Below are 10,420 nucleotides of genomic sequence, written 5' to 3' on the forward strand. Positions count from 1 at the left end.
GCCGAGGCCGCCGGGCCGGCCGGTGACGGCCAGCAATTCCGTCTCCAGCGGCAGCCAGCATCCGGCCGCGTTCAGCTGGACGGCGTGGGCCCCCAGCACGTCGGCGGTCGCGCCGTCGGCCAGGACCTGGCCCGCGTCGCCCAGGACGACCGCCCGGCGCGGCAGGCCCGCTATGCCGGCCACCCCGGCGTAGTCGTCCAGCCGGTGTTCGACCAGCACTACTGCCGGCCCGTAGGCGGCCGTGGCAGCGCTGACGGCGTCCCGCACCGCGGCCAGGCCTGCCGGGTCCAGCATGGAGGTAGGTTCGTCGAGCAGCAGCAGGTCCGGTTCGGCGATGAGGCTCGCGGCCAGCGCCACCCGCTGGCCTTCTCCGCCGGACAGCTGGGCTGTCGGGCGGCCGCGCAGGCCGGCGGCACCAACGGAGGCCAGCGCGGCGTCGATCCGTGCGGATATCTCCTCGGGAGGCACCGCGCGGTTCTCCAGCGGCAGCGCCAGCTCCTGTTCGACGTCGGGAAGGCAGACCCCGGAGGAGGGATCTTGGGCCAGCACGCCGACGTGCCGGGAAAGCTCGGCGACCGAGGAATCGGTGGTGGCCACCCCGTTCACCGACACCGTGCCGGCCAGGGTGGCGACCACCGAGTGCGGGACCACCCCCGTGGCCGCCTGCAGCAGGGTGGACTTTCCCGACCCGGAAGCCCCGAACACGATCAGGTGTTCCCCGGGCCCAAGCCGCAGCGTGATGTTGCGCAGCACGGCCGTGTCCCGCCGGGGGAAGCCTACGGATACGTCATCGAGCTCCAGGACCGGGTCAGCGGCGCGCATCGGTTGTGCCCAGCCGGGCGCGGCCAATCGCAAAGTTATCCACCACGCCGGTCTTCGCCAGCCCGTCGACGATGATCTTGCCCAGTAGCCCGCCCAGAATCACCCCGGAGATCAGGTGGATGACCAGGCGGGTCCAGAACAAGTCCTGGCCGTACCAGCCGGACCGGAAGGCCGAATAGAAGAAGACCAGGCCCGCGCCGAACAGCCCGGACAGGGCGTAGGTAAGCCAGCCGTAGGAACGATAGCGGGTGGCCGCGAACGGGATCTCACTGCCAACGCCCTGGATGGCGGCCGCGACGAACAACAGCGGACCGACGGCGGAGCCGAGGAACACCACCTCTATCACTGAGGCCAAAACCTCGGCCAGGACACCGGCGAAGGGACGCTGGACGATGGCGATGGCGATCGGAGCCACCAGCAGCCAGCTTCCGGCCAGGAAGTGCTGCGACAGGTCTCCGGCCGGACCCATCAGCAGGGACAGGGCGGTCCAGGCCTGGACGAAGACCCAGTAGAGGAAACCGAAGACGACGCCCAGGACAACCAGGAGGACGAGGTCCTTCAGGGTCCAGGCACCGCGCGGGAGGGCATGCTGCTGCGACGACGATGATGGCATGACGGGTCCTTCCGCTTCAGGAGGCGCTGGGGCTGTTGATGGAGAGCGTGGCGTGGGTCGTCACGTGCTGGACGGACCGGCCCACCCGGATCCAGCCGGCGGCAATGGTCTGCAGCACCTGGGCGACGTCGCCGTCCAGGCGGGTGACGAAATGCTCCGCCTGCACCGCGACGCCCGTGGACTTTGCGTAGTCGATGGCGGCGTAGATATCGCGCATGTGGTCCGCCGAGGCGCCGCCGGTACCGCCGTCGGCAAGGGGATAAAGCGACCAGTCGGCCGCGGCCTCGATTCCCGTGGGTTCCAGTTCCGGGATCTCGGAGTACAGGGCCGCGCCGCCCTCGGGTATCTCGCAGCTGACCCCGCCCGGGCAGCCCCGGGACAGGAGCACGGAGGCCGAGACATGCGCCCCGGTGCGTCCCGCCGCGGCAATGACCTGGCTCAGGTAGCGCAGCACATCCTGCTCGGCGCCGGTCAGGTAGGTGCTCACCTTGCCGGTCTGCACGTCGAGGCCGGTGGAGTCGGCCTGGTCCAGTGCCGTCAGGATGACGTCGGCGTAGTTGTCGGCCATGACCGCCAGGGTCAATCTCGCTCCCACGCCGAACTCGCGGGGAGTGGCGGTGAACTTGTCGCTGCCGACGGCAGCAGTGGGGGTGTTCGTCGCTGTGACGATCGAGTCTGATGTTCGCATGTCGCGCCCTTAGGTTTGTTAAACGGGGCACGGGTAGTAAAGAGTCAACGTCCCTGCGCTGGCATGATCCAGATCAGGTTCGACGGTCGAAACTTGAGAAGTTTCCTCTCAGCCCGGCTCACCGGACTCCCGTGTTGCCCACGAGTCTAACCCATCACGCGCGGTGTGGCGAAAGGTTTCAACGGCCTGAAAGGGGCTGGGAAGGCGGGGATGCGACGGGGTCGCGGACATCACTGCCCGCGCCCCGGCGTCGTCATCCAGCGGTGACGGTCCGACGCTGAAGCGGACGCACCGCCGTCGTTGGTCCTGCTATTCGTTGATCAGGTCCCGCACCACGATGGTCTGGTCGCGGTCGGGGCCAACGCCGATGGCGGAGAACCGGGTGCCGGAGAGCTTTTCGAGCGCCAGCACGTAGTTGCGGGCGTTCTCGGGCAGGTCTTCCAGCGTTCTGGCGCCGGTGATGTCCTCGGTCCAGCCCTCGAAGTACTCGAAGATCGGCTTGGCGTGGTGAAACTCGGTCTGGGTCATCGGCATTTCGTCGTACCGGATGCCGTCCACGTCGTAGGCGACGCAGACCGGGATCTGTTCGATGCCGGTGAGGACGTCCAGCTTGGTTACGAAGTAGTCGGTGAAGCCGTTGACCCGGGCGGCGTGGCGGGCCAGCACGGCGTCGTACCAGCCGCAGCGCCGCGGCCGGCCGGTGTTCACGCCGAACTCCCCGCCCTTCTTCTGCAGGTACTCGCCCATGTCGTCGAACAGCTCGGTGGGGAACGGCCCGGCGCCCACGCGGGTGGTGTACGCCTTGATGATGCCCACGACGCGGTTGATCCGGGTGGGGCCGATGCCCGAGCCCACGGACGCGCCGCCGGCGGTCGGGTTGGAGGAGGTCACGAACGGGTAGGTGCCGTGGTCCACGTCCAGGAACGTTGCCTGGCCGCCCTCCATCAGCACGACCTTGCCCTCGTCCAGCGCCTTGTTCAGCACGTAGGTGGAGTCGATGACCATCGGGCGCAGCCGCTCGGCGAAGGAGAGGAAGTACTCCACGACCTCCTCGACGTGCACGTCCCGGCGGTTGTAGACCTTGACGAGCAGTTCGTTCTTCTGCCGCAGCGAGCCTTCGACCTTCTGCCGCAGGATCGATTCGTCGAACACGTCCTGCACGCGGATGCCCAGCCGGGCCACCTTGTCCATGTAGGCGGGGCCGATGCCGCGGCCGGTGGTGCCGATCGCGCGCTTGCCCAGGAAGCGTTCGGTCACCTTGTCCATGGTCTGGTGAAACGGAGCCACCAGGTGTGCGTTGGCGGAGACGCGCAGCCGCGAGGTGTCCGCGCCGCGGGCCTCGAGCCCGTCGATCTCCTCGAAGAGGGCCTCCAGGTTGACCACGCAGCCGTTGCCGATGATCGGAGTGGCGTTGGGGGACAGGATGCCGGCCGGCAACAGCTTCAGCTCGTACTTCTCCCCGCCGACGACGACGGTGTGCCCGGCGTTGTTGCCGCCGTTCGGCTTAACCACGTAATCCACGCGGCCGCCGAGCAGGTCGGTAGCCTTGCCTTTTCCTTCGTCGCCCCACTGGGCTCCGACGATCACAATTGCTGGCATGGGATCCTCCCCCATTCGATGCGGCGGAAGCCCCGGACAGACTGCACATCAAGGAGCCGCTGCCGCGCATGAGAACGCCCCTCACTCCGGATGGAGTATTTGGGGCTCTTACCCGCCAAGTTTAGCGGATGGGCCACAATCGACCGGAATCCGCGCGGCCTGATGCGGTTTCGGGGCCGAAACCGGTACGCGGTGGGGGCCCGGCGGCTCCGGGGAGCGCCGACGTCGCTCGAGGGTCGAGACCGGGAGCGCGTCCGCAGCCCCTGCGGCTCCCGGGGAGCGCCGACGTCACTCGGCGTCGCGCCGGGGCCGAAACCGGGACGCCGCGTCGAGTGGTGAGAAGATGCAGCGAAACTGCCCGTAAACCTGCAACTTCTCACCACTCGATGAGGTGAAGGCTCTCGTGCCCGGTTACGGCAGCGCTTCAACGTACGCAACGCCCCACAGCACGACGGCGGAGCGCGGCTAGCTCTGGCCTGCACCGCCGCGGCCGGGTAGCCTGCGGGACATGGCCGCCTCTCAACCGATGGCACGGATCGGCATTTCCGGCTGGCGATACCCGCGGTGGCGCGGCACGTTCTACCCGAAGGGCCTGCCCCAGCGCCGCGAACTGGAGTATGCCTCCGGCCACCTGAATTCAGTCGAAATCAACGGCACGTTCTATTCGCTGCAGCGCCCCTCCAGCTTCCGGCAGTGGCACGCCGAGACGCCTCCGGACTTCGTGTTCGCGGTCAAGGGCGGGCGGTACATCACCCACATGAAGGGCCTGAAGGACGTCCGGGACGCCTTGGCGAATTTCTACGCATCGGGAATCCTGGGCCTGGGCGAAAAGCTCGGACCGTTCCTGTGGCAGCTGCCCGAACGCGCCAACTACGACGCCGAGGTGATGGAGAAGTTTTTGGTCCAACTGCCGCGCAGCACGCACGCTGCCGCTGCCTTGGCCGCCGGGCACACCGAGCTGATGAAGGACAGGACCTGGATCCCCGACGACGGCGCCGACCGGCCGCTGCGCCACGCCCTCGAGATCCGCAGCACCACGTTCATCAACGAGGAGTTCTACGACCAGCTGCGCCGGCACAACACGGCCCTGGTGCTGGCCGACAGCGCCGGAACGTGGCCGATGTTGGACGAGATCACGGCCGACTTCGCCTACGTCCGGCTGCACGGAAAGGACGAACTCTACGTCAGCGGTTACCGGGACGAAGACCTGGACCGGCTGGCCTCGACGGTCGGCGGTTGGCTGGACGGGTCGGGCTGCCCCGACGGCGCGGGCCGGGATGCCTACGTGTACTTCGACAACGACGTCAAGGTCCACGCACCGTTCAACGCGATCGGGCTGGCCGAACGGCTCGGCATTTCAACCGCCCCGTGACCCCCGGGGTCTGGGGGACACGTCCCGCTGACGGAGGCGGGACGCTGCCGGCTTTGCCCATGGACCGCGGCCCACAACCGTCAAACGCTAGAGCGCGCCGCCCGAGGCCTCGAGGTAGCAGGTGCCGCAGAGCGATTCGTACCAGACGTCCTCGCCGTCGATGGCGACCTGCTCGCCGTCGAACACAATCTCCCCGCCCACGCGGCGCGTATTAAAAACTGCCTTGCGGCCGCAGCGGCAGATGGTCTTCAACTCCTCGAGGGAGTGCGAAATTTCCAGCAGCCGCCGGGCACCCGGGAAGGCCTGGGTGCGGAAGTCGGTGCGGATGCCGTAGGCCAGCACCGGCACGTTGTCCATCACCGCGATGCGAAACAGGTCGTCGATCTGTTCCGGCTCCAGGAACTGGGCCTCATCCACCAGCAGGCAGGCCACCGGCTGCACGTCCACATGTTCCAGGAGGGCTTCGGGGTCCTCGCCCGCGGCCACCCGGCCGAAGTGTTCGCGCACGGATTCGCCCGGCCGGATCAGGAAGTCCACGTCCCGGGCCATGCCCAGCCGGGAGACGATCTTGCTGTCCCCCTTGGTGTCCATCTGCGGCTTGGCCAGCAGCACGCGCTGCCCGCGCTCCTCATAGTTGAAGGCTACTTGGAGCAGTCCGGTGGATTTGCCGGAGTTCATCGCCCCGTAGCGGAAGTAGAGCTTGGCCAACGCAGTCCTTTCAAGCGGTCCCAGCAGTCGATTCTACTGAGCCGGAAGCCGGGTGGGCGGCAGGAAGGTCGGCGCGCGGCTCCCGCGCAGCGCTTCGGCGGGGATCACGGCGCAGCCTCATCGCAGCGCACCACCGGGATCGCTCGGTGCCCGCGAAGCGCTTGCCCGGAGTCAACGCGGCTCCCGCGAAGGACACCACCGGAGTCAACGCGGCTCCCGGGAAGGACACCACCGGGATCACGGTGCAGCTTCCGCGAATCGCTTGAAGCTGGCCAGCTGGCCGGAGTCGGCCTCGGCGATGGCCCGCCGGATCTGTTCTGCCATGGCGGCCAACTCCTCGCTCACCACGACGTCGGCAGTCAGCGTCAGCCGGGTCGCCCCGGCCTCGCCGTACAGTTCGTAGCGGTAGTCGGCCCGCACGTCCCCCTGGGAAGATGTGATGGTGATGCTGCGGCCGACGTCGAGCTCGGTCACCGTGCTGCTCCGGTCGTGGCCCTGGGAGCGGAAGCTGATGGATTGGCCGACGGCCAGCGGGCCCTCGGCGTGCATCTCGTTCACGCCGGGCATCCATGCGGGCGCAGCGGCCCAATCCGTCAACAGCCCCCAGACCCGCGCCGGCGGCACAAAGACCTGCTCGGAGGCCGTGAATGCCGTGGTCGCACCCATACCTGCATCATGCCTGCCCGGCTGCCGCGGCGAAAGACCACGCGGCCGAGCACCAAGAAAACCGGCCCCCTTGATTGGCAACCTAGGGGTTGCCTATTATGGACGGGTGGACACGGTCTTCCAAGCCTTAAGTCATCCGACTCGGCGGATTTTGCTGGACGAACTGGCCGCGCACAACGACCAGACGCTGTTCGAGCTGACCGTGCGCCTGATCAACAACCACCATCTCGCGATCACCCGTCAGGCTGTCACCAAGCATCTCGCGATCCTGCGCGAGGCCGGCTTGGTGACCGCCAGCAATCGTGGACGCACTACCGTCCACCATCTGAACACCGCCCCGCTCACACCCGCGAGGGAATGGCTAGCCAATCTCCCGCAGTCTTTGAAGGAATCACCATGATCATCACCACCACCAGCGTTTTTGTTGACGACCAGCAGAAAGCCCTGGAGTTCTACACCGAGAAGCTGGGGTTTCAGCTCAAGAACGATGTGCCAGTAGGCGACGACCGCTGGCTGACCGTTGTCTCACCCTCGGCCCCGGACGGCGTGGAACTGCTCCTGGAACCCTCCGGCCATCCGGCGGTCAAGCCGTTCAAGGAAGCCCTGGTCGCCGACGGCATCCCCTTCAACAGCTTCGGGGTCGACGACGTGCACGCCGAGTACGAGCGCCTGACAGCCCTCGGAGTGCAGTTCATTCAGGAGCCGGCCGACATGGGACCGGTTGTCACGGCCGTGTTCGACGACACCTGCGGCAACCTCATTCAAATCGCCAGCATGAAGGAGGCCTAGCCGGGGCCTCGCTCCGTCGAGCCCGCGCCGGATTCGTGCCCTGTCGATCGCGCTCGTTTAGTCCAGGACGCGGCGCCGGACCGACGCTGACAACTCCTCGGCGCGGCGCACTACGTCGTCCGCCTTCTGCGTGTGGTCTTGCAGCGACTCCTGGATGGAGTCCTCCCGGATGGACGTCAGATTGGCCTCGACCGTGATCCGCGCCGTCGCCGCGGCGGCCCGCGCCGCTTCGGCGGCCACGGCAATGTCGCTCAGCACGTTTGGATTGCACACGCCCACCAGCTCTGTACCCAGGCGCACGACGGCGGAGGCCAGGTCCAGCTGGGCCCTCGCCGGGAGCGTCGCCTCCACGAGCGCTTCCCGGATGGCCGAGCTGCGACGGCTGCGCTCGTCGTCCGTTGCGGTCGGGAGCTTGTAGCAGTCGACGACCCTGCGGAACTTCTCCTCGTCGGACACCGCCGCGTGCACCGCCGCCCGGGTCAGTTCGCCGGCCTCGGCCAGTATGGCCTCCAGGTCCGGATCCGGGCTGGAGCCGGCGGACGCACCGCCGTCGTTGCGGGCTGAGCCTGTGGAGGCACCGTTGCGGTCCGTGCCTGAGGAGGCATCGCCGTCGTTGCGCGCCGGGCCCGCGGAGGCATCGCCGCCGTCGTCGTTGTGCGCCGAACCCGCGGAGCCACCGCCGTCGTTGTCCTTCGCCGCGCTCCGCTCGGTAAACCGCGTCACCATGCCGATCAGCGCCGCTGCCTGCGCCGCATGGATCGCACCGACCGCTCCGGCGCCGGGCGTCGGCTGGTTGGAACCGAGCCGCCCCAGGTACTCGTCGATGGTCTCCGATCCCGTCATATTCCTGGCCCCGCTGTTGCTGCTGCAGCTGTCTCGAAAGCTTTCATTCCCATTCACGCATCATGTCGAAGGTTCGTCCGCCTGGGAAGGGGTAGGCGCTGGAGCGTGAAGCGCCAGCGCCCCGAGCCCGGTCATGGCAGGCCCGTTGGCACGGGGCGATAGAGTCAGCGCATGAACCCGGATGAGGCCGTAAGTGTTCCGGTAGTGCGTCTGTTCCCGGACTACGCGGATACCGTTCTCTGGCTCGGCGGTCCCGTGGACTACGCGGCCTCCGGCCTGACTCCTCGCCTGATCCAGGACCTTCGGCGTTGGGAGCAGGGCTACTATGACGCCGTCGTCGACTTGGAGTGGAGAACGCCGGAACTGGCCGCGCAGTTCACCAGGGACGGAATCCGGTTGGCCCAGCGTGTGGCCGGGGAACTGGGCGAGGCCTTTGCGGTGGAGTTCCAGTCGTACGAGGAGGGTCCGGGCGTGAGCCGGTTCCGCGGCAGCGGGCCCGGCTCTCCTGCCGCAGCCAGAGCCTTTCGCCAGCGGGTCGCTGCCCTGAGCGAAAACCGGGAACGGCTGGCGCGCCTAAGGGCCGAGGACGGCCCCAGCGGCGGGGCGGGCGACTGGTATGCCTACGCCCCGAAATCCGAAGCCGTCTTCCGCCCGGTTAAGACTGGAAAAAACGACGGCCGCCCGGACGAATAGTCCAAGCGGCCGTGCAGATCAGGCGCCTTCGATGGCCGCCCGCGCGGTGGGGTCCGAGTCGGCCAGGAACTTGCCGATCCGGTCCACTTCTTCCGCCTCTCCGATCGCGCCGGCGGCGCGGCCTAGCGCGTAGAGCGCGCGCAGGAAACCGCGGTTGGGCTCATGCTCCCAAGGGATGGGGCCGGCTCCGCGCCAGCCCGCCCGGCGCAGGGAGTCCAGGCCGCGGTGGTAGCCCACGCGGGCGTAGGCGTACGACTCGATGGTCCGGCCCTCGGAGTAGGCCTCGTCGGCGAGGATCGCCCAGACGAGCGAGGAGGTGGGGAACTTCGCGGCCAGGTCCAAGGCTTCGTCGCCGGCCTCCAGCCGGGCCAGGACGTCGGTCTCCTCCGGCAGGTAGGTCGGCTCGGGACCCAGCAGGTTGGTGCGGAAGGGCTCGGTCATTACTTCACCGACTTTCCGGCCGAGCCCAGGCGCTCGGCGGCCTCGACGACCCGGGCGGCCATCGACTTCTCGGCGGCGGCACCCCAGACGCGCGGGTCGTAGGCCTTCTTGTTGCCGACCTCGCCGTCCACCTTCAGCACGCCGTCGTAATTGCTGAACATGTGGCCGGCGACCGGGCGGGTGAAGGCGTACTGGGTATCGGTATCCACGTTCATCTTAATGACGCCGTAGGCCACTGCGTCGGCGATCTCCTGCTCGGAGGAGCCGGAACCGCCGTGGAAGACCAGGTCGAACGGGTTGGTCTTGCCGATCTTGGCACCGACCTCGGCCTGGATCTGCTTGAGCAGCTCGGGACGCAGCTTCACGCCGCCCGGCTTGTACACGCCGTGCACGTTGCCGAAGGTCAGCGCCGTGATGTAGCGGCCCTTCTCCCCCGCGCCGAGCGCCTCGATAGTCTTCAGGCCGTCGTCGACCGTGGTGTAGAGCTTTTCGTTGATCTCGTTTTCGACGCCGTCCTCCTCGCCGCCGACGGTGCCGATTTCCACTTCCAGGATGATCTTGGCCGCGGCGGTGCGGGCCAGCAGGTCCTCGGCGATGCGCAGGTTCTCCTCCAGCGTCTCGGCCGACCCGTCCCACATGTGCGACTGGAAGATCGGGTCCTCGCCGCGCTTCACGGCAGCCTCGGACTCGGCCAGCAGCGGCAGCACGAAGTCGTCCAGCTTGTCCTTCGGGCAGTGGTCGGTGTGCAGCGCCACGTTGACCGGGTACTTCTTGGCGACTTCGCGGGCGAAGGCGGCGAAGCCCAGGGAGCCTGCGACCATGTCCTTGACCCCGGCGCCGGACCAGTAGGCGGCGCCGCCGGTGGACACCTGGATGATGCCGTCGGAACCGGCGTCGGCAAAGCCCTGCAGGGCAGCGTTGAGGGTCTGCGAGGAGGTCACGTTGATCGCAGGGTAGGCGAAGCCGCCCGCCTTGGCGCGGTCGATCATGTCGGCGTAGATCTCAGGGGTTGCAACGGGCATGCTGACTCCTTGGCTAGCGATACGGATTCGAAGGCGTTGCCTCTGAGCCCATCCTATCGACTCGTGTCGGGGCAGCAGCCGCCGCGACGACTGTGAAGCCGGGTTACCCCCGTCGGCCGGCGGGCCGACGGCCCGATCCTCGCTTGCGACGTCGGCTGGGCCGC

The 10,420-nt window shown here is 67.9% G+C and carries 13 protein-coding genes and 1 riboswitch; of the genes, 4 read left to right on the plus strand and 9 right to left on the minus strand.

Annotated elements, in window-relative coordinates; translation table 11 throughout:
* The 4 genes from AC5RV2_RS10255 to AC5RV2_RS10270 form a co-directional block, all read right to left on the minus strand.
* The coding region (locus tag AC5RV2_RS10255) for an energy-coupling factor ABC transporter ATP-binding protein (RefSeq protein ID WP_494092238.1) at nucleotides 1-822 on the minus strand (822 nt) is incomplete at its 3' end.
* Nucleotides 809-1,435, minus strand: a complete 627-nt coding sequence (locus AC5RV2_RS10260; protein WP_494092239.1) for an ECF transporter S component — start codon at nucleotides 1,433-1,435, stop codon at nucleotides 809-811. The genes AC5RV2_RS10255 and AC5RV2_RS10260, both read right to left, overlap by 14 nt.
* A 16-nt stretch (nucleotides 1,436-1,451) precedes the next feature.
* Complete coding sequence (locus tag AC5RV2_RS10265; RefSeq protein WP_494092240.1) at nucleotides 1,452-2,123, minus strand: YkoF family thiamine/hydroxymethylpyrimidine-binding protein; 672 nt, start codon at nucleotides 2,121-2,123, stop codon at nucleotides 1,452-1,454.
* Between the two features lie 32 nt (nucleotides 2,124-2,155).
* Nucleotides 2,156-2,266, minus strand: a riboswitch (TPP riboswitch).
* Between the two features lie 166 nt (nucleotides 2,267-2,432).
* Entirely contained in the window at nucleotides 2,433-3,722 is a 1,290-nt protein-coding gene (locus tag AC5RV2_RS10270; protein ID WP_494092241.1) for an adenylosuccinate synthase, read from the minus strand.
* Between the two features lie 508 nt (nucleotides 3,723-4,230).
* Between AC5RV2_RS10270 and AC5RV2_RS10275 the strand changes: the two genes are divergently transcribed.
* Nucleotides 4,231-5,094 (plus strand): DUF72 domain-containing protein, encoded by an 864-nt coding sequence (locus tag AC5RV2_RS10275; protein ID WP_494092242.1) that lies wholly within the window; start codon nucleotides 4,231-4,233, stop codon nucleotides 5,092-5,094.
* A gap of 87 nt (nucleotides 5,095-5,181) precedes the next feature.
* Here the strand turns inward: AC5RV2_RS10275 and AC5RV2_RS10280 are convergent, their stop codons facing one another.
* Nucleotides 5,182-5,802: a thymidine kinase gene (locus AC5RV2_RS10280; protein WP_494074387.1), complete on the minus strand. Its 621-nt coding sequence runs from the start codon at nucleotides 5,800-5,802 to the stop codon at nucleotides 5,182-5,184.
* 237 nt (nucleotides 5,803-6,039) lie between these two features.
* Nucleotides 6,040-6,468, minus strand: coding sequence for an SRPBCC family protein (locus AC5RV2_RS10285; protein WP_494092243.1), 429 nt, complete (start codon nucleotides 6,466-6,468; stop codon nucleotides 6,040-6,042).
* 106 nt (nucleotides 6,469-6,574) lie between these two features.
* Between AC5RV2_RS10285 and AC5RV2_RS10290 the strand changes: the two genes are divergently transcribed.
* Together AC5RV2_RS10290 and AC5RV2_RS10295 are read left to right on the plus strand one after the other, a co-directional pair.
* On the plus strand, nucleotides 6,575-6,868 hold the full coding sequence (locus AC5RV2_RS10290) for an ArsR/SmtB family transcription factor (protein WP_494092244.1): 294 nt from the start codon (nucleotides 6,575-6,577) through the stop codon (nucleotides 6,866-6,868).
* The gene (locus AC5RV2_RS10295; protein ID WP_494092245.1) at nucleotides 6,865-7,257 is read left to right on the plus strand and encodes a VOC family protein; all 393 of its coding nucleotides are present in this window, start codon (nucleotides 6,865-6,867) and stop codon (nucleotides 7,255-7,257) included. The genes AC5RV2_RS10290 and AC5RV2_RS10295 overlap by 4 nt, the downstream gene beginning before the upstream one ends.
* 57 nt (nucleotides 7,258-7,314) lie before the next feature.
* Here AC5RV2_RS10295 and AC5RV2_RS10300 read toward each other — a convergent pair whose 3' ends face one another.
* On the minus strand, nucleotides 7,315-8,100 hold the full coding sequence (locus tag AC5RV2_RS10300; RefSeq protein WP_494092246.1) for a cyclodeaminase/cyclohydrolase family protein: 786 nt from the start codon (nucleotides 8,098-8,100) through the stop codon (nucleotides 7,315-7,317).
* 171 nt (nucleotides 8,101-8,271) lie between these two features.
* Between AC5RV2_RS10300 and AC5RV2_RS10305 the strand changes: the two genes are divergently transcribed.
* Nucleotides 8,272-8,793, plus strand: coding sequence for an immunity protein CdiI family protein (locus AC5RV2_RS10305; RefSeq protein ID WP_494092247.1), 522 nt, complete (start codon nucleotides 8,272-8,274; stop codon nucleotides 8,791-8,793).
* An 18-nt stretch (nucleotides 8,794-8,811) separates the two neighbouring features.
* On the opposite strand, the gene AC5RV2_RS10310 is transcribed toward AC5RV2_RS10305, so the two are convergent.
* Nucleotides 8,812-9,234, minus strand: coding sequence for a DUF3151 domain-containing protein (locus AC5RV2_RS10310; RefSeq protein WP_494092248.1), 423 nt, complete (start codon nucleotides 9,232-9,234; stop codon nucleotides 8,812-8,814).
* The gene (gene fbaA, locus AC5RV2_RS10315) at nucleotides 9,234-10,256 is read right to left on the minus strand and encodes a class II fructose-bisphosphate aldolase (RefSeq protein ID WP_494069454.1); all 1,023 of its coding nucleotides are present in this window, start codon (nucleotides 10,254-10,256) and stop codon (nucleotides 9,234-9,236) included. The genes AC5RV2_RS10310 and fbaA overlap by 1 nt, the downstream gene beginning before the upstream one ends.
* Nucleotides 10,257-10,420: the final 164 nt, after the last annotated feature.

The organism is Arthrobacter sp. Y3225116, from assembly GCF_059091245.1.

Bases quoted from the DNA above. Each gene is read 5' to 3' on its own strand.
- AC5RV2_RS10300 (WP_494092246.1), bottom strand. From the start codon at position 8,100: ATGACGGGATCGGAGACCATCGACGAGTACCTGGGGCGGCTCGGTTCC.
- AC5RV2_RS10265 (WP_494092240.1), bottom strand. From the start codon at position 2,123: ATGCGAACATCAGACTCGATCGTCACAGCGACGAACACCCCCACTGCT.
- AC5RV2_RS10260 (WP_494092239.1), bottom strand. From the start codon at position 1,435: ATGCCATCATCGTCGTCGCAGCAGCATGCCCTCCCGCGCGGTGCCTGG.
- AC5RV2_RS10275 (WP_494092242.1), top strand. From the start codon at position 4,231: ATGGCCGCCTCTCAACCGATGGCACGGATCGGCATTTCCGGCTGGCGA.
- fbaA (WP_494069454.1), bottom strand. From the start codon at position 10,256: ATGCCCGTTGCAACCCCTGAGATCTACGCCGACATGATCGACCGCGCC.
- AC5RV2_RS10310 (WP_494092248.1), bottom strand. From the start codon at position 9,234: ATGACCGAGCCCTTCCGCACCAACCTGCTGGGTCCCGAGCCGACCTAC.
- AC5RV2_RS10305 (WP_494092247.1), top strand. From the start codon at position 8,272: ATGAACCCGGATGAGGCCGTAAGTGTTCCGGTAGTGCGTCTGTTCCCG.
- AC5RV2_RS10285 (WP_494092243.1), bottom strand. From the start codon at position 6,468: ATGGGTGCGACCACGGCATTCACGGCCTCCGAGCAGGTCTTTGTGCCG.
- AC5RV2_RS10270 (WP_494092241.1), bottom strand. From the start codon at position 3,722: ATGCCAGCAATTGTGATCGTCGGAGCCCAGTGGGGCGACGAAGGAAAA.
- AC5RV2_RS10295 (WP_494092245.1), top strand. From the start codon at position 6,865: ATGATCATCACCACCACCAGCGTTTTTGTTGACGACCAGCAGAAAGCC.